The organism is Actinomadura sp. NPDC000929 (genome assembly GCF_040492065.1).
In the GTDB taxonomy this organism is placed as follows: Bacteria; Actinomycetota; Actinomycetes; order Streptosporangiales; family Streptosporangiaceae; genus Spirillospora; species Spirillospora verrucosospora.
Window position 1 is genome coordinate 19,212 of sequence record NZ_JBEUPA010000015.1, and the last position, 24,138, is coordinate 43,349.

25 protein-coding genes are annotated in these 24,138 nt (G+C 73.7%); 2 read left to right on the plus strand and 23 right to left on the minus strand.

What is annotated here, in order from left to right:
- Window positions 1-32 precede the first annotated feature (32 nt).
- Window positions 33-1,031, minus strand: a complete 999-nt coding sequence (locus tag ABWI04_RS08445; RefSeq protein WP_353831977.1) for a zinc-dependent alcohol dehydrogenase family protein — start codon at window positions 1,029-1,031, stop codon at window positions 33-35.
- An 89-nt stretch (window positions 1,032-1,120) separates the two neighbouring features.
- Here ABWI04_RS08445 and ABWI04_RS08450 point away from each other — a divergent pair, with 89 nt between their 5' ends.
- Window positions 1,121-1,453 (plus strand): ArsR/SmtB family transcription factor, encoded by a 333-nt coding sequence (locus ABWI04_RS08450; RefSeq protein WP_353831978.1) that lies wholly within the window; start codon window positions 1,121-1,123, stop codon window positions 1,451-1,453.
- Between the two features lie 11 nt (window positions 1,454-1,464).
- Here the strand turns inward: ABWI04_RS08450 and ABWI04_RS08455 are convergent, their stop codons facing one another.
- On the minus strand, window positions 1,465-1,827 hold the full coding sequence (locus ABWI04_RS08455) for a VOC family protein (protein WP_345177930.1): 363 nt from the start codon (window positions 1,825-1,827) through the stop codon (window positions 1,465-1,467).
- 237 nt (window positions 1,828-2,064) lie between these two features.
- Here ABWI04_RS08455 and ABWI04_RS08460 point away from each other — a divergent pair, with 237 nt between their 5' ends.
- Complete coding sequence (locus ABWI04_RS08460; RefSeq protein WP_353831979.1) at window positions 2,065-3,282, plus strand: coiled-coil domain-containing protein; 1,218 nt, start codon at window positions 2,065-2,067, stop codon at window positions 3,280-3,282.
- Between the two features lie 11 nt (window positions 3,283-3,293).
- Here ABWI04_RS08460 and ABWI04_RS08465 read toward each other — a convergent pair whose 3' ends face one another.
- The 21 genes from ABWI04_RS08465 to ABWI04_RS08565 form a co-directional block, all read right to left on the minus strand.
- Complete coding sequence (locus tag ABWI04_RS08465; protein WP_353831980.1) at window positions 3,294-4,340, minus strand: hypothetical protein; 1,047 nt, start codon at window positions 4,338-4,340, stop codon at window positions 3,294-3,296.
- Entirely contained in the window at window positions 4,337-4,699 is a 363-nt protein-coding gene (locus tag ABWI04_RS08470) for a PadR family transcriptional regulator (protein WP_353831981.1), read from the minus strand. The genes ABWI04_RS08465 and ABWI04_RS08470 overlap by 4 nt, the downstream gene beginning before the upstream one ends.
- Window positions 4,700-4,738: 39 nt before the next feature.
- Window positions 4,739-6,436 (minus strand): GMC oxidoreductase, encoded by a 1,698-nt coding sequence (locus tag ABWI04_RS08475; protein WP_353831982.1) that lies wholly within the window; start codon window positions 6,434-6,436, stop codon window positions 4,739-4,741.
- A 120-nt stretch (window positions 6,437-6,556) separates the two neighbouring features.
- Window positions 6,557-7,135, minus strand: coding sequence for a hypothetical protein (locus tag ABWI04_RS08480; RefSeq protein WP_353831983.1), 579 nt, complete (start codon window positions 7,133-7,135; stop codon window positions 6,557-6,559).
- Between the two features lies 1 nt (window position 7,136).
- Window positions 7,137-7,667, minus strand: coding sequence for an Rv1363c family protein (locus tag ABWI04_RS08485; RefSeq protein WP_353831984.1), 531 nt, complete (start codon window positions 7,665-7,667; stop codon window positions 7,137-7,139).
- A 10-nt stretch (window positions 7,668-7,677) separates the two neighbouring features.
- A complete protein-coding gene (locus ABWI04_RS08490; RefSeq protein WP_345177918.1) occupies window positions 7,678-8,202 on the minus strand; it encodes a hypothetical protein in 525 nt (174 codons plus the stop codon).
- Window positions 8,199-8,729 (minus strand): hypothetical protein, encoded by a 531-nt coding sequence (locus ABWI04_RS08495; RefSeq protein WP_353831985.1) that lies wholly within the window; start codon window positions 8,727-8,729, stop codon window positions 8,199-8,201. The genes ABWI04_RS08490 and ABWI04_RS08495 overlap by 4 nt, the downstream gene beginning before the upstream one ends.
- Window positions 8,726-9,973, minus strand: a complete 1,248-nt coding sequence (locus ABWI04_RS08500; protein WP_353831986.1) for an MCE family protein — start codon at window positions 9,971-9,973, stop codon at window positions 8,726-8,728. The genes ABWI04_RS08495 and ABWI04_RS08500 overlap by 4 nt, the downstream gene beginning before the upstream one ends.
- Window positions 9,973-11,028 carry an MCE family protein gene (locus ABWI04_RS08505; RefSeq protein ID WP_353831987.1) on the minus strand — a complete coding sequence of 352 codons (1,056 nt, stop codon included), beginning with the start codon at window positions 11,026-11,028 and terminating at the stop codon, window positions 9,973-9,975. Before ABWI04_RS08505 ends, ABWI04_RS08500 begins: the two co-directional genes overlap by 1 nt.
- Window positions 11,025-12,017 carry an MCE family protein gene (locus ABWI04_RS08510; RefSeq protein ID WP_345177910.1) on the minus strand — a complete coding sequence of 331 codons (993 nt, stop codon included), beginning with the start codon at window positions 12,015-12,017 and terminating at the stop codon, window positions 11,025-11,027. The genes ABWI04_RS08505 and ABWI04_RS08510 overlap by 4 nt, the downstream gene beginning before the upstream one ends.
- The gene (locus ABWI04_RS08515) at window positions 12,017-13,060 is read right to left on the minus strand and encodes an MCE family protein (RefSeq protein WP_353831988.1); all 1,044 of its coding nucleotides are present in this window, start codon (window positions 13,058-13,060) and stop codon (window positions 12,017-12,019) included. Before ABWI04_RS08515 ends, ABWI04_RS08510 begins: the two co-directional genes overlap by 1 nt.
- Window positions 13,057-14,112 carry an MCE family protein gene (locus ABWI04_RS08520; protein WP_353831989.1) on the minus strand — a complete coding sequence of 352 codons (1,056 nt, stop codon included), beginning with the start codon at window positions 14,110-14,112 and terminating at the stop codon, window positions 13,057-13,059. The genes ABWI04_RS08515 and ABWI04_RS08520 overlap by 4 nt, the downstream gene beginning before the upstream one ends.
- The gene (locus tag ABWI04_RS08525; protein WP_345177905.1) at window positions 14,109-15,368 is read right to left on the minus strand and encodes an MCE family protein; all 1,260 of its coding nucleotides are present in this window, start codon (window positions 15,366-15,368) and stop codon (window positions 14,109-14,111) included. The genes ABWI04_RS08520 and ABWI04_RS08525 overlap by 4 nt, the downstream gene beginning before the upstream one ends.
- Window positions 15,365-16,192, minus strand: coding sequence for an MlaE family ABC transporter permease (locus ABWI04_RS08530; RefSeq protein ID WP_353831990.1), 828 nt, complete (start codon window positions 16,190-16,192; stop codon window positions 15,365-15,367). The genes ABWI04_RS08525 and ABWI04_RS08530 overlap by 4 nt, the downstream gene beginning before the upstream one ends.
- A 3-nt stretch (window positions 16,193-16,195) precedes the next feature.
- Window positions 16,196-16,981: an MlaE family ABC transporter permease gene (locus tag ABWI04_RS08535; RefSeq protein ID WP_353831991.1), complete on the minus strand. Its 786-nt coding sequence runs from the start codon at window positions 16,979-16,981 to the stop codon at window positions 16,196-16,198.
- A 55-nt stretch (window positions 16,982-17,036) separates the two neighbouring features.
- Window positions 17,037-17,555 (minus strand): hypothetical protein, encoded by a 519-nt coding sequence (locus tag ABWI04_RS08540; protein ID WP_345177899.1) that lies wholly within the window; start codon window positions 17,553-17,555, stop codon window positions 17,037-17,039.
- 53 nt (window positions 17,556-17,608) lie between these two features.
- A complete protein-coding gene (locus ABWI04_RS08545; protein WP_353831992.1) occupies window positions 17,609-18,832 on the minus strand; it encodes a lipase family protein in 1,224 nt (407 codons plus the stop codon).
- 9 nt (window positions 18,833-18,841) lie between these two features.
- Window positions 18,842-19,969: a DUF6801 domain-containing protein gene (locus ABWI04_RS08550; protein ID WP_353831993.1), complete on the minus strand. Its 1,128-nt coding sequence runs from the start codon at window positions 19,967-19,969 to the stop codon at window positions 18,842-18,844.
- Between the two features lie 125 nt (window positions 19,970-20,094).
- Window positions 20,095-21,414 (minus strand): DUF6801 domain-containing protein, encoded by a 1,320-nt coding sequence (locus ABWI04_RS08555; RefSeq protein ID WP_353831994.1) that lies wholly within the window; start codon window positions 21,412-21,414, stop codon window positions 20,095-20,097.
- A 255-nt stretch (window positions 21,415-21,669) separates the two neighbouring features.
- The gene (locus tag ABWI04_RS08560) at window positions 21,670-22,683 is read right to left on the minus strand and encodes a cupin-like domain-containing protein (RefSeq protein WP_345170931.1); all 1,014 of its coding nucleotides are present in this window, start codon (window positions 22,681-22,683) and stop codon (window positions 21,670-21,672) included.
- Window positions 22,684-22,735: 52 nt separating this feature from the next.
- Window positions 22,736-24,112, minus strand: a complete 1,377-nt coding sequence (locus ABWI04_RS08565; protein WP_353831995.1) for a DUF6801 domain-containing protein — start codon at window positions 24,110-24,112, stop codon at window positions 22,736-22,738.
- Window positions 24,113-24,138: the final 26 nt, after the last annotated feature.

A 24,138-nucleotide genomic window follows, 5' to 3' on the forward strand; every position in this document is an offset into this window, starting at 1 on the left:
GGCTCGGACGACGCTCCGGGCTCCTCGGGGCGTCAGCGGGGGACGGTGACGACGATCTTGCCGATCTGGGTGTTCGACTCCAGGTGGCGGTGGGCGTCGGCGATCTCCGCCAGGGGGAAGGCGCGGTCGACGACGGGGCGGAACGCGCCCGAGCGCAGGCCGGAGGTCACGAAGGCGGCGGCGCGGCGGAGGCGTTCGGGGTCCCTGGCCGTCTCCAGCATCGTGTAGGTGCGCATGTTCAGCGCCGGCAGGCCGAGCTCGATGCCGGGGTAGGGCGTCGGCTCGCCGCTCAGCGCCCCGTACACCAGGAGAGACCCGCCGGGGGCGACGAGCCGGGCCAGGTCCGTCACTCCGGGGCCCGCGACGGCGTCGAAGACGAACTCGGCGCCGCGGCCGCCGGTCGCCGCGAGCACCCGTCCGGCCACGTCGTCCTCCCCGGTGACGATCACGTCGGCCGCGCCCTCCCTGAGCAGCGCGTCCTTCTTGGCGGCGGTGCGGGTCAGGGCGATCGGGGTCGCGCCGACGCGGTCGGCGACATGGATCGCGGCCAGGCCCACGCTGCTGGACGCGGCGTTCAGCACGACCGTGTCGCCGGGCCGCATGCCGCCGACCTCGACCAGCGCGCCGTAGGCCGTCAGGTACGGCATCCACACCGCCGCCCCCTCGACCGCGCCGAGCCCTTCGGGACGGTGCAGCACGGCCGAGGCGGGCACGATCGCCTGCTCGGCGTAGACGCCGTACTCGTTCTGCGAGAACCCGGGGACCGTGCTGACCGGCTGCCCTGGCCGGAACCCGGTGACGCCTTCGCCGACCGCCTCCACGACGCCCGCGGCCTCGGTGCCCAGCCTGGCCGGAAACGCCGTCACCGGTTCGATGTAGCGGCCGGTCCGGAACAGCACCTCGGCCCGGTTGAGGCCGATCGCCTCCACCCGGATCCGCAGCTCGCCCGGGCCGGGCTCGCGGACCTCCACGTCCTCGATCCGCATCACCTCGGGACCGCCGAGCTCGTGGAACATCACCGTCATGGCCATCGCGGGGCCCTTCCTCTTAGCAGGTCGGTCCACTGAACCCCTTAGTACGATGACTGTCAAACTTTGATGAGTGTCGTACTATGGGCGCCATGGAGGACGACCGCATCCCGGCGCACCCCGACGTCCGGACGATCCCGCTTCAGCAGATCCTCGAAGCCCTGGTCGACCCCGTGCGGCGGAGCATCGTCACGAAGCTCCGCGAGGCCGCCGGGGACATCCGCTGCGGCGCCTTCGACCTGCCCGTGAGCAACTCCACGGCCACGCACCACTTCCGGATCCTGCGCGAGGCGGGGCTCATCCGGCAGTACTACGTCGGCACCTCCCGGATGAACGCCCTCCGGAGCGACGAGATCGACGAGGTCTTCCCGGGCCTGGTCGACGCCATCGTCGCCGCCGACCGCACGTCCCCCCGGCCTGCCTAGCGACCCGCCGGTCAGTCGCCGGCGGCGATGCAGAAGGGGTGGCCCTCCGGGTCCAGGAGCACGGTCCACTCGTCGCCGCCGGGCTGGGTGTCGGGGCGGGTCGCGCCGAGGGCGAGCAGTTCCTTCACCGCGACCTCGACGTCCGCGACGGCGAAGTCCAGGTGCGCGTGCTTGGCGGCGCCGGGCCAGACCGGGGGCCGGTACCCCTCGATCCGCTGGAGCGCCAGCTGCGGCGCGGACCCGCTGTCGAGGTAGACGACGTCGTCGTCGCCGTAGCCGACCTCCCAGCCGGTGGCCTTCCGGTAGAACTCGGCCAGCGCGGTGTGGTCGGAGCAGTCGATGATGACCGCGCCGAGAGCGTTGAGAACGGACATGGGGAACCCCCTGCTGACGTACTTGACCGGTATGAAGCGCGGGGCCTCTCGGCACCCGCGTGCGGCCAGCCTGCCGATACCGGCGGCTCCCGGGCTTGAAGATCTTTGTGCCCCCGCCCCCGGCCGGGACCGCGCGCCGGCGGTCGCGGCCGCCTACGAGCGGGGCCTCCCCGGCTGACCGATATGAACCTTTTCGCGGGGGAGGTACGAAACGGAGTGGTTCACTAGGATGCTCGCGTGCGCGAAGATCAAGAGGTCCCGGACGACGGCGTGCTGACCGCGCCGATCCGGTTGCCGGGCGGCGCGCCGGTGGCCGCGGACGAGCCGGCCGAGCGCGCCCCGAGCCCCGTTCCCGCGCCGGCGGGCGCGTTCGGGCGGGACGTGGAGCGGCTGGCCGGGCTGGTCGCGCAGCTCGTCGAGAGCGCGGGCGTGCTGGGCGTGCGGCTGGACGGCGAGGTCCGCGACGTGCTGGGCACCGCGGAGAAGGCGTTCGCCGAGGCGCGGGACGCGCGGCGCGAGGCCGCCGAGGCGGACGCCCGCGCGGCCGTGGCCGAGGCCCGCGCGGAGGCGGCCCGCCTGGACGCCGTGGCGGCCCAGGAGGAGCTGGCCGCCGGGCTCGCCGCCGCCAAGGCCAGCGTCACGGCCGCGCAGGAGAGCGAGGCCAACGCGTGGAGGGAGGCCGGCGCCCACCAGCAGGCCCGCGCCACGTCCGCCAACGAGGCCGCGCACGCCGAGGGGATCCGCAAGCGCGCCGAGGCGGCGTGGAGCACCGAGCACCAGGCGCGCACCGAGGCCGAGCGCGAGCGCGACGACCTGGCCGCGCGGCTGAGCAACGACCAGCTCGCGCTGGCCGCGGCCAAGAGCGACCTCGCCGACGTACGGGCCGAGCTGTCGGACGTGCGGGCCGAACTGGCGGAGGCGCGCGCCAAGCTGGAGGCCGCGGCCGACACCGAGCGGCGGCTGCGCGCGGAGCTGAGCGTCGTGCAGGGCGAGGTCGCGGGGCTGAGCGTGGAACGCGACGCCGCGACGGAGCGGGCCGCGGACCTGGCCGCGCGGGCCGAGCGCGCCGAGCAGCTCGCCGACGCGGCCGACGCCCGGATCGACGGCGAGCGGGCGCGGGCCGACCGGGCCGAGGAGCGCGCGGACGCCGCCGAGATCCGCATCGACCGCGACGCCGCGACCGTGCGGGCGCTGCAGGACACCCTGCGCGCCGCGCTCGACCTCCCGTCCATGGAGGACCTCGACGACGGCCGCGGCGTGCGGGTCGGCGACACGGGCGCGGTCACCGTCCAGCCCGGAGGCCTGGTCGGCGTCGACCAGGTCCCCGAGCTGATGGACGGCGAGCTGGCCGGACGGTTCGCCCGCGCGATCCTGGCCGTCCGCGTCCACCAGGCGACCCGCCGCGCCGTGGAGGAGCCGCCGGCCGAACCCGAGGAGCCCGGCCCCGAGGAGTAGCCCGGCGGGCGTCAGGCCTCGCCGGCGCGGCCGGGCGCGCCGGTCTTCAAGGGCAGTTCCGCCAGCCGGACGCACACCATCGTCACGGCGAAGCCGGCCAGGCCCTCGGCGAGGAGATGGGTGAGGGCCGGGGGCTCTCCGGACGAGCCCATGTGGAACAGGCCCACGCGGACGAGGAGCGGCAGCCCCGCGATCGCCAGCAGTGCGGCGGCCCGGCGCCCCTGGCGGGACCTCGCCAGGTCGGCGCAGACGAGGACGCCGATGGCCAGCGCGGCGACGAACTGGACGTAGCCCCATTTCTGGGAGAAGGTGACCAACCGGTCGATGTCGCGCGTGCCCACCTGGCCGAGGTCTTCCTGGAACACGAGGGCGAACAGGGGGTGCGACGAGAGCGCCACCAGAACCCCCGCCATGGCGACCAAACCGGCGACACGGGCGCGGCCGAGCCGGCGAGCGCCGTGGCGGGGGCCCGGCGACGCGACCAGCGACGCGGTGGCCAGCAGGGCGAGCGCCAACGGGATGCCCGCCACCGAGGACGCCACGGGGGCGTACGGGGCCTCCGTGAAGGTCGCGGCCCACAACGCGAGGAGCAGCTGCGCGGCGGTCACCGCACAGGCGGCCACGGTGGCGGGGCGGCGGGCTCCGCGCCAGGCCAGGGTCGCGATGACCGCCCAGGCCGCCCAGTAGGGCGCGGTGCCGACGTAGGAGGCGAGCATGGGCCAGCCGCCCTCGCCCACCCGCTCCGCGAACACCATGCCCAGGTGCGGGACGTTGACGGCGAACCGCACCCCGTCGGCCACCAGCATGATCATCGCGACGAGGCCGGCCACGGCGAGCGCTCCCGGCCACGGCGATCCGGTGGCGTCGCCCGTGGCGCGGCGCAGCCGGATGCGGACGGCGCCGAGGAGCAGGTCGGCGGTGTCGGCGAGGGACGGCCGCGTCTGCCCCGGGCGGGCCGCGGACATCAGCACGTCCAGCATCTCCTCCCCGTGCTCGGCGCGATGTCCGGCCGGGTAGCAGGCGAGGAGGCGGCGGTAGCGGAGTTCGAGCGCGCTCACCGGAGCCCCCCGAAGGCCGGGGTGGTGCCGCCGCGCAGGTCCGGGAAGGCGGCCAGGCGGCGGGCGGCGACCCGCGTCCGGTGCTGGAGCGCCTCGACCTCGGCGCTCAGCGCGGCGGCGCCGTCCTCGGTGAGCCGGTAGTAGCGGCGCAGCCGGCCGTCCACGACCTCCTCGCGGTCGGGGGCGATGAGCCCCTCCGCCTGCAGCCGGTCCAGCGCGGCGTAGAGCGTGCCGGCGCGCAGCCGGGCGCGCCCGGCGGAGATCTGCTCGACGTCGGACATGATCCCGTAGCCGTGCTGCGGGCCGTCCGCGAGCGCGGTGAGGATCAGGAACGTCGGCTCCTGCATGGATTTGGGCATGTGATCGTTATATATCGATCATCTGACTATGGCAAGGCGTCATCGGAGCGCGGCGGGGGCCGTGGGCGGGACGGCGGGCTTCCCGGGCAGGACGCGGTCGACGCGCTCGTAGGGGCGGCCGGGCTCCGGACGGGGGTCCTTCTGGCCCCGGTTCGGCCAGAACGCCATGGCGCGCTCGGCCTGGGCCGTGATGGTGAGGGACGGGTTGACGCCGAGGTTCGCGGTGACCGCCGAGCCGTCCACGATGTGCAGGCCCGGATGGCCGTGGACGCGGTGGTACGGGTCGACGACGCCGGTCTCGGGCGTCTCGCCGATGACGCAGCCGCCGATGAAGTGCGCGGTCGTCGGGATGTTGAACAGGTCGAACCACGTCCCGCCGGGGGTGGCGTCGAGTTCCTCGGCGAGCATCCGGACGGCCCTGTGCGCGACGGGGATCCAGGTGGGGTTGGGCTCCCCGTCGCCCTGGCGCGCGACGAGCCTGCGGCGGCCGAGGCGGCCGCGCTCCTCGCCGATGGTGATGGAGTTGTCGGCGGTCTGCATGACCAGCGCGATGACGGTCCGCTTGGCCCAGTCCCTGAGGGACAGGCCGCGCAGGATGACGGTCGGGTGCCGGGCGGCCTGGCCGAGGAACTTCAGCCAGCGGGGCGCGCCGTCCCCGTCCACCAGCAGGGTCCGGATGACGCCCATGGCGTTGTTGCCCGCGCCGTAGCGGGTGGGTTCGATGTGGGTCTTGTCGTCCGGGTGGAACGACGAGGTGATGGCGAGGCCCGTGCTGTGGTCCACGTCCTTCGCGCGGTGCCAGACGGTCATGCGCTCGACGCCTAGGAGCGCCTCGGAGTTGGTGCGGGTGAGCTCGCCGAGGCGCGGCGACAGGTGCGGGAGACGGCCGGCGGCGCGCATGCGGTGCAGGAGGCGCTGCGTCCCGTACGTCCCGGCGGCGAGGACGACGTGCTCGGCGGTCAGCGTCCGGCGGCGCCCGCGGAACGGGCCGGTGCGCTCGGCGGTCACCTCGTACCCGCCGGACTCCCGGGGCGCCAGGGCGGTGACGCTGGTGTCGGGGACGACTCGCACGCCCGCCTTCTCCGCCAGGTACAGGTAGTTCTTGGTCAGCGTGTTCTTCGCGCCGACCTTGCAGCCGATCATGCAGGAGCCGCAGCCGGTGCAGGTGGTGCGGCGGGGGCCCGCGCCGCCGAAGTAGGGGTCGGCGGCATCCTCGCCGGGCCTCTCGCCGAAGAACACGCCGACCGGCGTCGGGTGGTGGGTGTCGCCGACGCCCATCCGCTCGGCGACGCGCTTCATCGCCTCGTCGGCGGGCGTGACGAGCGGGTTCACGGTGACGCCGAGCATGCGGCGGGCCAGGTCGTAGAACGGCGCGAGCTCGTCCTGCCAGTCGGTGATGTGGCCCCACTGGCGGTCCTTGAAGAACGGTTCCGGCGGGACGTAGAGGGTGTTCGCGTAGACGAGGGAGCCGCCGCCGACGCCCGCCCCGGCCAGCACGAGGACACCGGCCTTTCCGCCCACCAGGTGGACGCGCTGGATCCCCCGCATCCCGAGGCGCGGCGCCCACACGTACCTGCGCAGCCGCCACGACGTCTTGGGCAGCGTGCCCTCGTCGAAGCGGCGCCCCGCCTCGACCACCGCGACCCGGTAGCCCTTCTCCGCCAGCCGCAGGGCCGACACGCTGCCGCCGAACCCGGAGCCCACCACGATCACGTCGAAATCGAAGCCGTCGGGCATCACACACCGCCTTCGTCGGGGGAGCGAAGGGGCCGAGTGTGCTCCTCCGGAGCGTGCGCGCACCATGCACGCGTCGCAACGATTCACGGCGGCTTTTGTCAGTGGAGCGACAAAGCCCGCTCAGCCGGCGGTGAAGGCGTCGAGTGCGGTGATCTTCCAGTGGCCGTCGCGGCGGGCGGCGGTGACGGTGAGCATGGCGGGCGCGTGGGTGCTCTCGCCGTCGGCGGTGCGGGTGGTCCGCTGGTCGGCGAAGACGAGGACGGCGGCGCGGTCGCCGGTCAGGGTGGTGACGGCGCTGTCGGTGACGCGGGTGCTGAGCACGGTCCTCGCCTTCGGGGCGTCCTCGCGGACCTTCCCGAAGATCGCCTCGTACTGGCGGACGGCGTCGCCGGCGAGGGACGCGCGTGCCGCCTGCGACGTCCGGCCGGGGGCGGCGTAGTCGTAGGAGAACACCTTGCCGATCATGTCGGCGACGGCGCCCTTGACCTCGCTGGTCGCGGCGCCGTCGGTGAGCGCGGCGTTGCGGGCGGACGGGTCGTCCCGCAGGCCGCCGGCCTGCCGGAGCGCCCACACGCCGAAGGCGGCGAGCAGGACGGCGGCGAGGCCGAGAGCGATGGGCGAGGACGCGCGGGCCCGCCACCACGCGGTGTTCCGCAAGAGCCGGGCGGTCCGCAGAGAAGTACGGCCGAGCTCCGCCATGTCAGGATCCCTCCGCCGGAGCCTGGCCCAGCCCGCTGAGCTTCCAGCCGCCGGACGTCCTGGTCAGCTCGCCGACGAGGCGGCTCTGCCGGACGGCCGGGTCGCCGTCCGGCGGGGTCACGGTGATCTCGACGGCGACCAGCATCCGGGCCCTGCCGGACCGCTCGTCCAGTTCGGCGACGGCGGCGTCCAGGATGCGGGCCCTGGTGATCGTCCGCGCCTTCGCGACCTCCCGATCGAAGGCCGGACGGCCCTGCGCGATCTGCCGGTGCAGGTCGCCGGTGGTGGAGTCCTGCCAGGTCCTCAGGCCGGGCCCGAGGGAGCGGTAGTCGAGGGTGTTGAGGTTCTGGACGCCCTGCTCCCCCGCCTCCAGGACGTCGTCGCGCGCGCGGGAGTACGCGCGGGCGCCGTCGTGCGCGGCCGAGTACCAGGACCGGCCGGCCCAGGCGGCGAACAGCGCGGCGAGGACGAGCAGGGCCGTCGCCGTCCGTCGCGGGGTGTCGTCTGTCCCCCGCAGGGTTCCGTCTGCCATGCGAGCCCCCTCAGACCGAGGTGAGAGCGGTGATCGTCCAGTGGCCGCGGTCGCGGTGCGCGGTCACCGCGAGCTGCGCGGCGGCGGGCGTCCCGTCCGGCCCGCCGGCGCGCGTGGCGGTCTGGTCGAGGAAGACCAGGAGCCGGGCGGTGTCGCCGGTCAGCGAGACGACCCCGGCGCGCACGACGCGGGTGGCGAGCCTGACGCGCTGGGCCGGGGCCTGCCGCCTGACCTGCGCGAAGAGCCGCCGGTACTCGTCCAGCGCCCGGCCGGACAGCTCCGTTCCCGCGGCCCGCTCGGTGGCGGCGAGGTCGTCCGGCGCGTAGCTGAACACCCGGGCGAGGGCCGTGGACACGTCCCCGAGCACCTCGGTCGTGGCCACGTCGTCCAGGACGGCGGTGTCGCGGGGAGTCTTCCCGCCCCCCGCCAGCCCGTGGTCCCGTGCCGGCCCGGCGGCGAGACGGAGGGCCGGCGCGAGCACGGCGAGCGCGAGCGCGACCGCGAACGGCCCGCGGAGCCTGGGCAGCCGCCTCATCGCGCACCGACCGGGATCGCGGTGAGCGATTCGAGCCTCCAGCCGGACGGCGTGCGGACCGTCCCGGCCTCGAAACGCTTGCGCTGCAACGTGGGCGCACCGCCCTGCGAGGCCAGCTTCACCTGCACGGACGCGATGACCTTCGCCTTCCCCGCCCGGACGTCGAGCGAGGTGACGGCGGCGCCGGTGACGGTGGCCGCGGCGGTGGTCCGGGACCGGCCGATCCTGGTGCGGTTCTGCGGTTCGTCCCGGGCGAGCTGGTCGTGCAGTGGGCCGGTGGAGGCGTCCCGCCAGGCGCGCAGCCCGGCGTCCACCCGCGCGGGGTCCATCGAGTTGAGCGCGGCGATCTGCTCGCGCGCGCTCCGCAGCACGACGTCCCGCGCGCGTTCGGGCCCGCTCCGGGCGTCCGGTTCGTCGTGCCACACCGTCCAGCCCGACCAGGCGAGGAACGCGGCGGCCGCCGCGATCGCCGCCCACCCGGCGAGGAGCCGGCCGCGCCCCCGGGCGTCCTGTGCGGTCGCGGTCATTCGCCCGCCCCCTCGACGCCGAGCAGGCCGCCCATGCCGGTGGGGCCGTCTTCGACGCCGGGCAGGGCGAGCGCCCCCGGCAGCGCGGGCGAACCGGCGGAGAGCACCGACCCCGCCCGCGCCGGGGCCGGGACGGGACGTCGCGGAGCGTTGCCCGCGCCGCGCACGTTCACGCCGCTGGACGGCGGCGAGGCGCAGCGGGCGGCCGTGTTGAGCGCCGGGCCGGGCGAGGTGTCGAGGCCGTTGCGGTACTTCGTGCCGCCGTAGCCGCTCGTGCAGTCCGGCGGGTCGAAGAACGTCGTGACCATCCCGAAGCGGAGCCTGCCGCCCTGGGCGGCCGACATGCCGGCGGAGACCGCCGCGGGCGCCTTGACCAGGAGCTGCTCCAGGCCGTCGGCCCGGGGTTCCAGCAGATCGGCCGTGGTCAGCAGGTTCGCGACCAGGACGCTGAGGGACGGGTCGAGGTCGCGCACCAGCGCCCGGAACTCGCCCGCCGCTCCCGGCGCGGTCGACACCAGCCTGCGGAAGGCCGGGTCGGACTCGCGGAGCTGCTCGGAGAGGAGCCGCGCGTTGCGGCCGAACGCCTTCAGCGACGCGGCCTCCTGGTTCTGGGTGCGCAGGACGGTCTCGCCGTCACCGATGAGCGAGGTGGTCGGCCCGGCGTTCTCGTTCGCGGCGCGGGTCAGCGACCGCGTGCCGTCCAGGAGGGCCTGGAGGTCGGGTCCCTGCCCGGCGAACGCCTGGCCCAGCTCCCCGACGACCGTCCGCAGCGCCTCGGTCGGGACGGACGAGGCGAGCGCGTTCACGCTGGTGAGCAGGTCCGTCACCGGCGCGGGGGTCGCCGTGGAGGAGCGCGGGATCACCGAGCCGGCCGCCAGGTACGGTCCGGCGCCGGTGTCCGGGCGCAGGTCGATGTACTGCTCGCCGATCGCCGAGCGGTTCGCGACGACGGCCCGCGTGCGCGCGGGGATGCGCGGCGCCGACTTCTTGATCTTCAGGTCGGCGAGCACGCCGTCGCCGGTCAGGCGCAGCGCGCCGACCCGCCCGACCGAGGTGCCCCGGTAGGTGACGTCGGCGTTCTCCGCGAGGCCGCCCGCCTCGGCGAGGTCGGCCCGCACGACGTAGTGGTCGCGGTAGCCGACGTACCCGCCGAGGCCGGCGTAGGTGAGGCCGACGTAGCCCACCGCGAGCAGGCCGGCGACGAGGAACACGAGGTTCTTGACCCTGGCGGACGCGGTCGGCATCAGTCCCCCTCGGCGGGCTTGACCGGCGGGACGATCCGGGTCCCCGGGCGGGCGGTGATCTGGAGGTACACGTTCAGGTAGTCGCCCTTCACCGCGGGCAGGACGGCGTCGGTGAACGGGTACGTCGCCAGGACCTGCAGCGCGTTCGGCAGGTCGCGGCCGGCGTCGGAGAGCCTGCGCAGCGTCGGTTCGAGGGCGCGCAGGTCGGCGATCATGTCGTCCCTGCTCCGCCGGACGGTGGTGACCGCCGCGCGCGACAGGTCGTCCAGCGAGCGCAGCATCCGGACGAGCGCCCCGCGCTGCTCGGCCAGCACCGCGAGGCCGGGTTCGATGTCGTCGAGGGCGACGCCGATCTGGTCCCGGCGGCCGCGCAGCGTGGCCGACAGCCGGTTCAGGCCGTCGATGGCGTCGGTGATGCCCTGCCTGTTCGCGTCCAGGGCGCCGGCGAGCGTGCGGGCCTGCTCCAGCAGCGACCGGACCCGCGGTTCGTTGCCGCCGAGCGCCCGGTTCAGCTCGACGGTGATCGTCCGGAGCTGGGCGATGCCGCCGCCGTTCAGCAGCATCGACAGCGCGCCGAAGACCTCCTCGACCTCGGGGTTCCGGTTCGTCCGGGACTCCGGGATGACCGCGCCGTCCGCCAGCGCGCCCACCCCCGCGCCGGGCGGGGTCCCGCCCGGTGGGCCCGCGCCGAGCCGCACGAACTTCTCCCCCAGCAGGCTCGACTGGCGCAGTTCGGCGCGGGCGTCCGCGGGGAGCCGGACGTCGCCGTCGACCTTCATGGTGACCTCGGCCGCCCAGCCGTCCCGGGGCAGCGTCACCTTCACCACCCGCCCGACCGCGACGTCGTTGACCTTCACCGCCGACTGCGGGACGAGGTTCAGCACGTTCGCGAACCGCGCCCGCACCGTGTACGGGTGGTCGCCGAGGTCGGCGCCGCCGGGCAGCGGGAGGTCCGCGGCGCCGGAGAAGCCGCAGCCGCCGAGGGCGGTGCAGGCGAGGGCCGTCCCCACGGCGTGCCGGATCATGGCGTTTCGGATGAGGGTGTTCCGGATCATGGCGCCGCCTTCCGGGGACCGGCCGCGGGAAGGGGCGGGGCCAGCTCGCCGAGGTTCTGCCGCCCCATCAGCGACCGCGTCGCCGGGTCGTAGGCGTTGAGGACGTTGGTCGCGTTGAGCGGCTGGACGTCCAGGGCCTCCGCCAGCGACCGGCGCTGCTTCACCAGCAGCCGCGTGATGTCGGCGAGCTTCGCGACGTTCCCGGCGATCTGCCGCCGGTTGTCGTGCACGAACGCCTTGACCCGGGCGAGCGCCTGGGCCAGCGCCCGCAGCGCGGCGTCCAGTTCCTCGCGGTCGTCGGCGAGGAAGCCGGAGACGTCGGCGAGCTGCCGCTCCGCCTCCCTGACCTGCCCGTCGTTCGTCTTCAGCGTCGTCGTGAACGTCTGGAGGCCGCGGATCGTCGCGAACAGGTCCTTCTGCGAGCCGGACAGCGTCCTGGCCGCCTGCGCCATCCGCTCGGTGGTCGTGCGGATGTCGCGCCCGTTGCCGCTCAGGTTCGCCGCGCCCGTTTCGAGGAGCCGCGACAGCGCGCCGTCCTTGTTCAGGCCCTGGGGCCCGAGGTCGCCGGCCAGCTTGCGGATGCTGTCGTAGATCGCGTCCAGCTCCATCGGCGTGGCGGTCCGCTCGACCGGGATCACCGTCCCGGGCGCCATCTTCGGGCCGGACGTGTAGGCGGGAGTGAGCTGGACGTACCGGTCGGCGACCAGGCTCGGCGCCACCGCCACGGCCTTCGCCCCGGCCGGGACGTCCACCCCCCGGTCGACGGTCATGACCGTCCTGACCCGGGTCCCCTCGGCGCGGACGGAGTCGACCGTGCCGACCTTCACGCCGAGGACCCGCACGTCGGAGCCCTGGTAGACGCCGACGGCGGTCTCGAAGTACACGGTGATCCGGGTCCCGCCGGGGTCGCGCAGGGCGACCGGCACGACGGCGGCGACGACCACCGCGAGACCGGCGGCGACCAGCGGGATGCTCAGTCGGCGCAGCATCACCCACCTCCCTTCCCGGGTGGCATGCACCCGTGATCCGGTGCCTTCGCCCCGTACTCCTTCGGGACGAGCCCGCACAGGTAGCCGTCCATCCAGCGCCCGTTGCCGAGCGTGTTGCCGAGGAGCCGCGTGTAGGGGCCGGCCGTCTTCAGCGCCCTGTCGAGGTCGTCCTGGTTCCTGCGCAGCAGGTCCGTGACGCGGCCGAGCGATCGGAGCGTCGGATCGAGCTGCCGCTGGTTGTCGTCGACGAGCCCGGTGAGCTGCTCCGCCAGCGCCTGGGTGCCGGTGAGCAGCGCGTGGATCGCCTCGCGGCGGCGCCGGATCTCGCCGAGCAGCAGGTTCCCGTCGCGCAGCAGCGCCTCGACGTTCGCGCTCTGGCCCGCCATCGTCCCGGTGACCTGCCGGGCGCCCGCCAGCAGCCGCGCGAGCTCGGCGTCCCGCGACGAGATCGTCTTCGACAGCGCGGAGACGCCGTCCAGCGCCCTGCGGACGCTCGGCGCCGTCCCCGCGAACGTCGTGGAGATCGCGTCGAGGCTCGCGGCGAGCCGGGCGGAGTCGATCCGGCCGGTCGTCCCGGCGAGATCCTCGAACGCCCTGGTCACGTCGTAGGGGGAGGTCGTGCGGTCGAGGGGGATGCGGCGGCCCGGGTCCTGCGGGCGGGCGCCGAGCGGGTCGAGGGCGAGGAACTTGTCGCCGAGCAGCGTCTTGATCGCGATGGCGGCGGTGCTGGCGTCCCCGATCCAGGCGCGGCGCACCCGGAACGCGACGGCGACCTTCGCGCCGTCCAGCCGGACCCCGGTGACCTCGCCGACCTTCACCCCCGCGACGCGGACCTCGTTGCCGGGACGCAGCCCGGCGGCCTCGCCGAACTCGGCGGTGTAGCGGGTGCCGCCGCCGATCACCGGCAGGTCCCCGGCGTTGAACGCCAGCAGGACCAGCGCGCTGATCAGCGTGAGCGACACGACCGCGACGGCGACCGGGTTCCGCTCCCGGACGGGCCGCAGCCGAGGCCGCCGGCCTTCGGCGTGCCGTCTGTTCGTCATGCGCCGCACCTTTCGGCCGTGAGCGGGACACCGGTGGGCGGCGGATGCTCCTCGCCCGGGTACTGCCGGTAGGCGGCGCCGCCGAGGTCGGCCTGGCAGAGGTAGAGGTTCATCCACGACCCGTAGGAGGCGATGCGCCCGATCGCGGTCATCTTCACCGGCAGCAGCCGCAGGAACGACTCGACCTTCGGGGAGTCGTCCGACAGGTTCCGCGACAGCCGCCCGAGCTGGGCGATGTCTCGCCTGAGCGGTTCGCGGCCGTCGCGCAGCAGGCCGGTGGCGGTGCTCGCGAGGTCGTCCAGCGCGCCGATCGCCGCGCCGATCGACGTGCGGTCGGCGGCCAGCCCGGACACGAGCCGCCGCAGCGTCCCGACCAGGTTCCCGAGGTGGTCGCCGCGCGCGTTGACCGTGTCGAGGACGGCGTTCAGGTTGTCGACGACCTGCCCGATGACCTGGTCCTTGTCGGCGATTCCGCGCGTCAGCGACCCGACCGCCGACAGCAGGCCCTCGACCGTCCCGCCCTCGCCCTGGAGCACCTGCACGATCGACCCGGCGAGCCGGTTCACGTCCTGCGGCGACAGTGCCTGGAACAGCGGCTGGAACCCGTTGAACAGCTGCGTCAGGTTCAGTGCGGGCGCCGTCCGCTCGACGGGGATGGTGGCGCCGGGCCGCAGCGTCCCGCCGGTCCCGGCGCCCCGTCCCAGCTCGACGTACCGCTGCCCGATCAGGTTCAGGTACTTGATCGTGGCGGTGGACGAGGCGGGCAGCCGGCGCCCGCGCTCGACGGAGAACGAGACCAGCGCGACGCGGCGGTCCACGACCTCGATGCCGCCGATCCGGCCGACCTCGACGCCCGCGATCCGGACGCCGTCGCCCTCGCGGAGCCCGGACGCGTCGGTGAAGCGCGCCCGGTAGGTGACGGCGTCGCCGCCGCCGGACCCGGTGATGCTGAGGGCGAGCATCGCGGTCGCCACCACGGTCACCACGACGAAGGCCAGCGACTTGACCAGCGGCTTCGCCAGGCCCCGTTTCCCTCGCGCCGTCCGGTTCACTTGAGCCTCACCTCCGTGCCCCGGTAGACGGGCCCGACGAGGACGCTGCTCCAGTCGGGCAGCGCCTCCGGAACCTCCTGGAGCCCGGGGGCGAGCAGCTCGTTGACGAGGCGGTTCTCCTCGGGCGAGTTCGGCAGGCCGAGCGCGCCCGGCGCCACCGCGACGGGCGTCGCCGCATCGACCGGCGCCGACCTCGGGACGGCGGTCCCGCCCACCGGATAGCAGTGCGGGCCGCCCTTGTCGGTGTAGCGCGGACGGTCCCTGCCCGGGACGTAGCGGCCCTTGGACGGCAGCGTCGTGACGTCCACATGCAGGCCGGGCCGGTCGGTGCCCTTGCCGAGCACCTTGTCCATCACGGGGACGAAGTCGGTCAGCATCCGCAGCGTGCACGGGTACTCGGGCGAGTACCTGCTCAGCAGTTCGAGCGTCGGGCGGCTCGCCGCCGACAGCCGGATGACGTTGCCGGAGTTCTCGTGCAGGAAGTGGGCCAGGTCCTGGGAGGCGTCCGTGACCGACGCGTACAGCCGCGCGAGGTCGTCGCGCTGCTCGACCAGCGACCGGCTCGTGGAGGCGAAGTCGTGGAGGGCCTGGAGGATGTCGGGCGCGGCCTCGGTGTAGTCGCGGCTCACCTCGACGAGCAGCCTGAGGTCGCGGTTGAGGGCCGGCACGCTCGGGTTGATCTTCTTGAGGTAGGAGTCCAGCTCGGCGATCGTCCGGCCGAGGTCGGCGCCGCGGCCGTCCAGCGCCTGGGACACGGCGGTGAGCGTCGCCGCCAGCTCCGCCGGCCGCACGGCCGTGAGCAGCGGGTACAGGGTGTCCATCACCTGCTGGAGCTCGATCGCGTTCGCCGACCGATCCTGGCTGATGACGCTCCCGCCGGTGAGCCGTTCGGGGGACGGCCGCGCGGGCGGGACGAGCGCGACGAACCGCGCCCCGAACAGCGTCGTCGGCAGGAGCTGGGCCGACACGTTGCGCGGCAGCAGCCGCACCTTGTCCGGCCGGATCGCCAGCCGGAGCGTCGCGACGCCGCCGTCCGAGGAGATCTCGCGGACCTCGCCGACGACCACGCCGCGCAGCTTCACGTCCGCGTGCGGGCGCATCTCGCTGCCCGCGCTCGCCGTCCGCAGCGTCACCCAGGCGACGTCGGTGAACTTCTTGCCGTAGACGGCGACCGACAGCCAGACCAGCAGCACCGGCACCAGCAGGAACGCCACCCCCGCGAGCCGCCGGCCGAGGACCCCGCCGCGGGCGTTCACCCGGCCACCTTCACCGTCGTGCCGGCGCCCCAGAGCGCGAGGCTGAAGAAGAAGTCGCTGACGCTGATCAGGACGATGGACGTGCGGACCGCGCGGCCGACGGCGCGCCCCACCCCGGCCGGTCCCCCGGCCGCGCGGTAGCCGTAGTAGCAGTGCGACAGGATCACCAGGACGCTGAACACCAGCACCTTGAGGAACGACAGGACGACGTCCGCCGGCGCCAGGAACAGCCGGAAGTAGTGGTCGTAGGTGCCCGCCGACTGCCCGTTGAACACCACCGTGACCTCCCGGGACGCCAGGTAGGCGCACAGCAGGCCGACGGCGTACAGCGGGACGATCGCGACGGCGCCCGCGACGATCCGCGTCGTCACCAGGTACGGCAGCGACGGGATGCCCATGACCTCCAGGGCGTCCACCTCGTCGCTGATGCGCATGGCGCCGAGCTGCGCGGTGAACCCCGCGCCGACCGTCGCCGACAGCGCCAGGCCCGACACCACCGGGGCGATCTCGCGGGTGTTGATGTAGGCGGACGCGAACCCGGTGAACGCCGAGGTCCCGATCTGCTGGAGGGCCGAGTAGCCCTGCATGCCGACGACGACGCCGGTCGCGAGGGTCATCGCGACCATCACGCCGATCGTCCCGCCGATCACGCCGAGGCCGCCGCTGCCGAACGCGACCTCGGAGAGCAGCCGCTGCACCTCCCTGCGGTAGCGGTGGACGGCGCGCGGCGTCCACAGCAGCGCCCGGACGTAGAAGACGCCCTGGTCGCCGGGCCGGTCCAGCCACGCGAACCACCCGGCGGGGCCCGCTCCGATCACGGCCATCGCTCAGCCTCCCTTCGGCGGGACGACCTGGAGGTAGATCCCGGTGATCACGAGGTTGAGCAGGAACAGCAGCAGGAACGTGATGACGACCGACTGGTTCACCACGTCGCCGACGCCCTTCGGGCCGCCCCTCGGGTTCAGGCCCCGGTGGGCCGCGACGATCCCGGCGACGAAGCCGAACAGCAGCGCCTTCGCCTCGCCGACGTAGAGGTCGGGGAGCTGGGCGAGGGCGGAGAAGCTCGCGACGTACGCGCCGGGCGTCCCGCCCTGCATCATGACGTTGAAGTAGTAGCCGCCCGCGACGCCGACGACCGAGACGAGCCCGTTCAGCAGGAAGGCGACGGCGACGCACGCGAGGACGCGCGGGACGACGAGCCGCTGGACGGGCGAGACGCCGAGCACCTCCATCGCGTCCAGCTCCTCGCGGATCGTCCGGGCGCCGATGTCCGCGCAGATCGTCGAGCCCGCCACCCCCGACACCAGCAGCGCCACGATCATCGGGCTGGCCTGCTGGATCACCACCAGGACGCTGGCGGCGCCGGTGAACGACTGCGCGCCGAACTGCTGGGTGAGGGAGCCGACCTGCAGCGACGTCACCGCGCCGAACGGGATCGACACGAGCGCCGTCGGCAGGATCGTCACGCTGGCGATGAACCAGAACTGCTCGACGAACTCGCGGACCTGGAAGGGCCGCCGGAACGCCATGCCGGACACGGTGGCGCCGAGCGCGAACATCCGGCCCGCCTCGCGCAGCGCGCTCAGCGGATACGTGGCCAGGGGCGCCGTCATCCGGCGGCTCCTGCCTGCGTGAAGGCCGCCGGAGCCCCCGGGCCCTGACGCGGCGTCATCTCTTGCACGCCGGCGCCTTGGCGAACGCCGCCGCCAGCTGCGGGTTCTTCCGGAGGTCCTGCTCGGGCCCCTGGTAGCCGCTGTACTGCCCGAACGCCTTGCCCATCTGGTCGACGGCCCGTTGCAGCGACCGCTTGTCGGTCACGTTCGCCCGCTTGAGGTTCTTGGACGCGGTCGTGACGGTCGAGTGCGTGCGGGTGAGGTTGTTCATCGTGGTGGAGAACACGGCCTCGCCGTTGTCGACGGGCGGCGCGCCGAGCCCGGACAGCCTCGTCTCCAGCGTCCGCATCCTGTCGGAGATGCCGTCGAGGAGCTGGACGAGCGACGCCTTGGACTTCAGCACGCTCGCGCTGTCCAGCTTCGGCGCCCGCATCGGGGCGCTCTGGGTGAGGACGCCGCAGGCCCTGCCCGCCCAGGCGACCTCGGGGCCGTCCTTCTTCTCCGAGCCGCATCCGGCCGCGGACAGGGCGGCCACCGAGGCCAGCGCCGCGAGGGCGACGGATCGCCGAACCATGGTTGTCTCCTTCTCGGGGGTGGGTGACCGTGCCGGCGGTCGCGGGGTCGGGGTCAGCAGTTGGAGGCGGCGGGCTTCCCGGCGAACCGGTCGGCCAGGAACGCCATCGCGTCGTCGTTGCCGCGGTAGACGAGGGTGATGTGGCTGACGCCGTCCCACGTCTTCCAGGTGACGGGGACGCCGAGCTTGCAGTAGTCGTCCCGGAGCTGCTTGGCCTGCCCGTACGCGACGATCTCGTCGGAGACCGAGTGGTACTGGAAGACGGGGACCTTCACGGGCTCGCCGCCCAGCTGGTTCTCCGCGACGCGGTCCAGCCACGCCTCGGTCGCGAACGGGCTGGTGGTGAAGTAGTCGGGGATCGTCTTGCCCTTGTAGTCGAGCAGCAGCTCCAGCGTGCAGGCGCCGCCCTCTAGGCCGTCGACCATGGCGCGGCCCGCGTCGTTGAGGTAGGACGCGAGGTCCAGCTCCGGGTAGGCGTGGTCCATGCCGACCATCGAGTAGAGGAGGAAGCCGAACGGGTCCCGGCCCTCCAGCGGCAGGCCCACGGCGGCCAGGTCGGACGGCACGCCGCCGCCGACCACGCCCGCGAGCTTCAGCTCCGGCGCGTACTCCGGCTGCTTCTGCCCCGCCCACATCGCGGCCGCGCCGCCCTGCGAGTAGCCGCGGAACGCGACCCGCGCGTCCTTCGCCAGGCCCGACTCGGGGAGCCGCTGCGCCGCGCGGACCGCGTCGATGACGGAGTAGCCCATGGAGTCGACCACGTAGGTGGTCGCCGGGTTCTCGTGGTAGCCCTCGTAGTCGGTGACGGCGACCGCGTAGCCCTTCCCGAGCATCTCGTTCAGCGCCGCCTGCTCGTAGAAGGCGCCCTGGTCGATGAACCTGGACGGCGCGCAGCGGAACGCCGGGCCGCTGGTGCCGGGACCGAACCCCACGATCGGCGCCTTCGCCGGGTCCGCCTTCTTCGGCACGAGGACGATCCCGGTGACGGCGACGGGCCTGCCGAGCGCGCCGGTCGACAGGTACATGACCTGCCAGGCGTCGGCGAGGGAACGCGCGGCCGGCGGGCCCGCCTTGGCCGGGCGCGCCCGGATGACGTCGCCCGGGGAGCCGGACGGCAGCGGCGAGGGCGGGGTGTAGAAGGCGTCGCCGGCGGGACCGGGATCGGTCGCCGGGGCCGCCGAGGCGGGCGCGGAGGACGCCGGGACGGCGCAGAGCGCGGCCAGCAGCGCGGCGGCCAGGGCGACGAGCGCCGCTCGCCGGTGGTGGTGGTTCGGCATCGCCTGCTCCTAGCTCGTCTTCTTCGGGGTGAGCGTCACGGTGACCGCGTTGCCGGGGCCGGCGAGGGAGGAGCCGAGGACGCCGGTGAGCGCGCCGCAGCCGTCGATCGGCGGCAGCTCGTAGGCGCCGGTCAGCGCGCCGCCCGCCTTCGGGTCGAATCCCGCGGCGGAGCTCAGCGTGAGGCCGGACGGACGGGACGTCCGGCACGCCTCGCCGCCTCCGACGGGCAGGAAGCCGAACACCGTGAACGCGGGGAAGCGCGCGGTCACCTTCGAGACGGTGGTGAGGACGCCGTCCCTGTAGGTCCCGGTCGTCCCGCCCTCGGCGGCGAACACGACGTCGGCCGTCACGGGCAGGAAGCCGAGCATCTGGAACCGGGCCTTGGACGGGTCCAGCGTGAGGCCGCCGGTAACCGCGCCGCCGTCGATCTTCGCGTCGAGGGCGCCGGTCAGCGGGATCGTCCCGCCGGACGCCCTGATCGTGGAAGTGCCCTGGAGCGTGTAGGAGTACGGCGCGGCCCCCGGGCCGCCGTCCTCGTCCACGATCTCGAAGGAGGCGAGGACGGCGTCCTGCCCCGGGTCCTGCGTGCACTCGGACTCGAACGTGCCGAGCCCGGAGGCGCCGCCGTCGTCCGTCCGCGGGGTCAGGGTCAGGACGAGGTTCCCCACGGTGACCTTGCCGGGCCCGGCCTTCGTGAACGTCAGGTCGGGCGCCGCGCCGCGCCCCTTCACGGTGAAGCCGCCGGACGCCGGGATGGGCATCCCGTCCAGCGCGGAGTCGACCTCGACGGGCAGGCCGTCCGGCGTCTCGGGGACGGTCAGCGTCGCGTCGGCCAGCGCGTGGCCCTGCAGGGTCGTCGCGTACAGGGCCCGCAGGCCACGCGCGGACTCCGCGCTCACCGTCGAGACCGAGTCGACGGTGATGCCCGGCATGACCTCGCCGACCTCGACCCGGGCGGGGACGTTCGCGCTGAGCTCCACGTGCACCGGCTGGGGCCCGAGGAGCGGGAACGTGCAGTGGTAGTCGAGCCCGAGGGTGGCCGGGCCCGCCGCGGCGGGGCCCGCGCCGGCGAGGCCCGACGCCAGCAGGGCGGCGGCCAGGGCCAGCGCGGCGCCCGTTCTCTTCTTCTTCGTCACCTGTCGACCTCGCCTCGTCTGGGAGGGGCCCCCGCCGTGTCCGGCTGCGCCGCGTCCGCGGCACGCCGCGTTCGCGGCGCGGCGGCGGGGGCCCGCCCTGGTTGACCGTCAGCTCACCGCCGCCGTCACGCCTTGGGCGTGAGGGTCAGGTCGATGGTGTTGCCGTCACCGGCGGTGAAGAGGTTGAGGATGCCGGTCAGCGGCCCGCACTGGTCGATCGACGAGAGCGCGTACCGTCCGCTGATCTTGCCGCCGACGCCCGGGTCGAAGAACTCGCCCGCGGGCGACTGGAGCCGGATGTCGGAGGGCTTGGTGGTCTGGCAGTTCTCACCGCCGCCGATCGGGATGGCGCCGAACACGTTGAACGACGACAGCTTGGTGATGACCTTGCTGTTGGTCGTGAGCTGGCCGTCCTTGTAGAGGCCGGTGGTCGGGCCCTGCGTGACGAGGCCGATGTCGGCGGTCACCGGCAGGAAGCCGAGGATCTGGAAGTTGCCCTTGGTCGGGGCGAGCTTCAGGTCCGCGGTGACGGCGCCGGTGTCCAGGTTCAGGTCGGCGCCGACGGAGCCGGTCAGGGGCGCCTTGCCGTTCGGCGCCTTCACGAACGTCTCACCGGAGAGGGTGAAGTCGTAGTGCTCACCGCCGGTGGGGGTCGGGGTCGGCGTGGGGGTGGGCGTGGGGGTCGGGGTGGGAGTGGGGGTCGGAGTCGGCGTGGGAGTGGGGGTGGGCGTCGGGGTGGGCGTGGGAGTGGGGGTCGGCGTGGGAGTGGGGGTGGGCGTCGGGGTCGGGGTGGGCGTCGGCGTGGGGGTGCCGCCGTCGGTGATGGTGAAGTGGGCGAACGGCTCGTCCTGGCCCGGGTCCTTGGTGCAGGTCACGTCCTTGCCGCCGGCCCAGACCTCGGTGCCGTCGGCCTTCTTCGGGTTGATGTGCTGCGTCAGCCCGACGATCGTGATCTTGCCTTCGCCGGTCTGGCTGAACACCAGCTGCGGCGCGTCGCCCTCGGCGACCAGGTCCCAGGTCGCCCCGGCCTGCTGCGGGATGTCGACCTTGTTGATGACGACGTCCGTCGCGACCGGCAGGTTCGGGTCCTCGGGCACCGACACGACCGAGTCGGCGGAGGCCGTGCCCTCCAGCGTGACGGCCTTCACCGCGCGCAGGCCGTTGGTGATGGTGCCGGTGATGTGCGCCGTCGACTTGATGTGGAAGGGCGGCGACAGCTCCCCGACCTTGATGCTGGACGGGAAGTCGCTGTCGATGTCGACCGTGAGCGGCTGGTTGCCGATCAGCGGGAAGACGCAGTGGAAGTTCAGCGTCTGGTGGATCGGGTCCGCCAGGGCGGGGCCGGCGCCGACGACGCCGAGCAGGGAGAGGCCGAGGCCCCCGATGGCCGCGGTCGCGAGGCCCTTGGCCGTGCGCCGCTTGCGCGTACCGAGCTTGTCGTCCAACTTTCTGCCTTTCGTCCGGAACCAGATTTCCCGTACGTTTCGAGGCGGTAAATTACCGGCCGCCGGCACCCGGGTCTTCGCGGTCGACTGACAAAATCAAAGGCGTTCACGCTCACCGTTCAACGGCTTCTAAAAAGTGCGGCCACTTGAGCATGATCTGACATTTTTCGAGCTTTTCGAGAGCAGCGTCAGACCACCGGACGACAGCGTTTCCGCATTTTGTCATCCGGTGCTCGAATCACCGGCGCGAACGGATCAGAGGTGCTGGTAGGTGGTGTAGTCGGAGGCGAAGTCGTTGTCTTTCAGGAAGTTGGTGAAGCTCATCGTGATCGTGGCGTCGAGGCCCTCGACGTAGTGCCACCACCCGATCGGGATGAACAGCAGCTCACCGGGGGCGAGCGTGCACTCCAGCACCTGAGCCCTGCGCATGGCCGGGAACCTGTCGTAGTCGACGTCGCTCCCGTCGACCTCCGAGTAGCAGTGCAGGGTGTTGTAGACGTGGGCGGTGTCGTGCATCGGCACCATCCTGACCCTCTTGCGGCCCATCACCTGCGCCATGAAGTTGTTGGTCAGGTCGTGGTGATAGGGCGTCTTCGTGCCGGGCGGGCCGAGCCAGAAGAAACTGCGGCCCTTGACCTCGCCGCCGTCCAGGTACTCGGAGACCGGGTCGATGTCGTCCCACAGGACGTCCAGCGCCCGCTGGTTTCGGGACGCGTTGTTGGCCGTCATGTAGAAGTCGTTGGTCGTCCCGGCCGCCTCGACCATGTCGACGTACTCGCGGAACGGCATGAGCCGCTTGTGCCGCGGCCCGTTGATCTCGTAGTTCTCGTCGGACTCGCGGCCGAACTGCACCTCGACCTCGTTGCCGCCGCACGTCGCGCGCAGGTAGTCGAAGTCCCACTTCGTGAGCGCGGGCCACGACTTGAGCATTCCGGTGATGATGACGGGGCGGTTCTGGAAGTAGTACTCCTCGAAGAACTCGTCCCGGGAGAGGCGCTCCCTCCGGACGATCTCGCCGCCGTCCGCGCGCATCCGGGCGAGCCGCCCGTAGACGGTCAGCGTCCACTCGCGCTTGCGGAGCCGGTTGGCGACGCGGGTCGCGCCCAGCACGTACGGGCTCGCCAGCGCGCCGGCCACCTCCCGGGCGGCCTCCTCCTCGGTGAACCCGTTGCTCTCCAGCGCCGCGCGGATCACCTCCGGGGGGTTGCCGAGCAGCAGGTTCTCGGCGATCCAGCGGCGCCACTGGTCCTTCGGTCGGGTGGTGGTCACGGCGTTCCTCCGTGGTTCGGTGAGCGGGCGTTGCGGTGGGCGGGCGTGTCGTTCAGCCGGCGGAGCGCGGGGCGGTGCGCGCGGGGGCGGGGACGACCGGCGGGCAGCTGATGTCGGCGTCCGGGATGCAGGTGGCGCCCAGGGTGACGCGCAGCAGGTTCCCCGGGCCGGAGACGGCGCCGTCGAACAGCGGGCCGAGGTCCTCGCCGGCCCCGCAGCCGGTGAAGCGCGGGATGCGGAACGAGCCGTCGAGCATCCCGCCTTCCAGGACGCTGGTCATCTCGCCCTTGAGGACGATGTCGGCGTCGGCGGCGGTGCGGCAGTTCCCGCCGACGTCCAGCGGCGTCCCGTTGACGGAGACGTCCGAGATGCGGATCGACATCCGCATGTGGGCGCTGACGGACTGGACGCCGGTCTGCATGTCGCTGACGGCCTCGAACGTCCCGTAGTCCTCGCCCGGCCCGAGGGGGCGCTGCGTCATCTCCATCGTCGCGGTCGTCGGCATGAACCCGAAGGTCAGGAACGTCGACCGCGACCGCAGCGGCGAGACGAACCGCTGCCGGACGGAGGCGCCGGTGTCGGTGAGCGCGTAGACGACATTGGTGAGGGCGGGGCGGCCGAACTCCGGGTCGTTCAGGATCGCGGCGCCCTTGAGCTTGGCGACGTTGGAGAACCCCGAGAGGTAGACGCAGCCGGGGTACCAGTCGTCGGTGGGCCCGGTGAACCTCCCGCACTCGGCCGGGGTCTCGCCGGGCGCCGCGGCGGCCCGCTTCCCTGTCTTAGGCGGCGCGGTCTTCGGCGGAGCGGGCGTCGCCGGGGCCTCGCCTGCGGGGACGGGCACCGTGGCGAGGACGTGCTCCGCCGTCGGCTCGCACCCGATGGTGATCGCCGGTTTCGCGTCCTCGGGGACGCCGCCGTGGGCGTCGCGCGGGCCCAGCTCCAGCGTCAGGTCCCCGGCGGTGAACGTGAGGTCGCCGGTCCCGGCGGGCGTGACCGGCGGGACGTCCCCGGACGCCGCCAGGACCAGGTCGGCGCCGTCCGCGACCGGGGTGGCGGGCGTGGCGAGTCCCGGCCAGGCCGCCGGGGCGGACCGGCCGTCCTGCCGCACGGACACGCCGAGCTCCGCGGTCCCGGCGACGGAGGCGCCGCCGAGCGCGCTCACCTCGGGCACCGCGGCCTTCGGGATCGTCACCGCGACCGTGACCCGGCCCGGCCGCACGGGTCGTCTGGCCGTTCCCGTCGCGGGGAACGCGCCCCGCACCCGGACGCCGACCTCCCGCGACGTCCCGGACGGCAGGCGGCACGCGTAGGTCAGGGCGGCGTCCGCCTCCTGCGCCCGCGCCGCACCGCCCGGCAGCGATCCGGTCACGAGCGCGCCCAGCCCGACGGCCGTCACGGCGCCGAGCCTCCAGCGGGCGGGGGTCCTCATCGTCGATCACCTCTCCTGGGACTGCT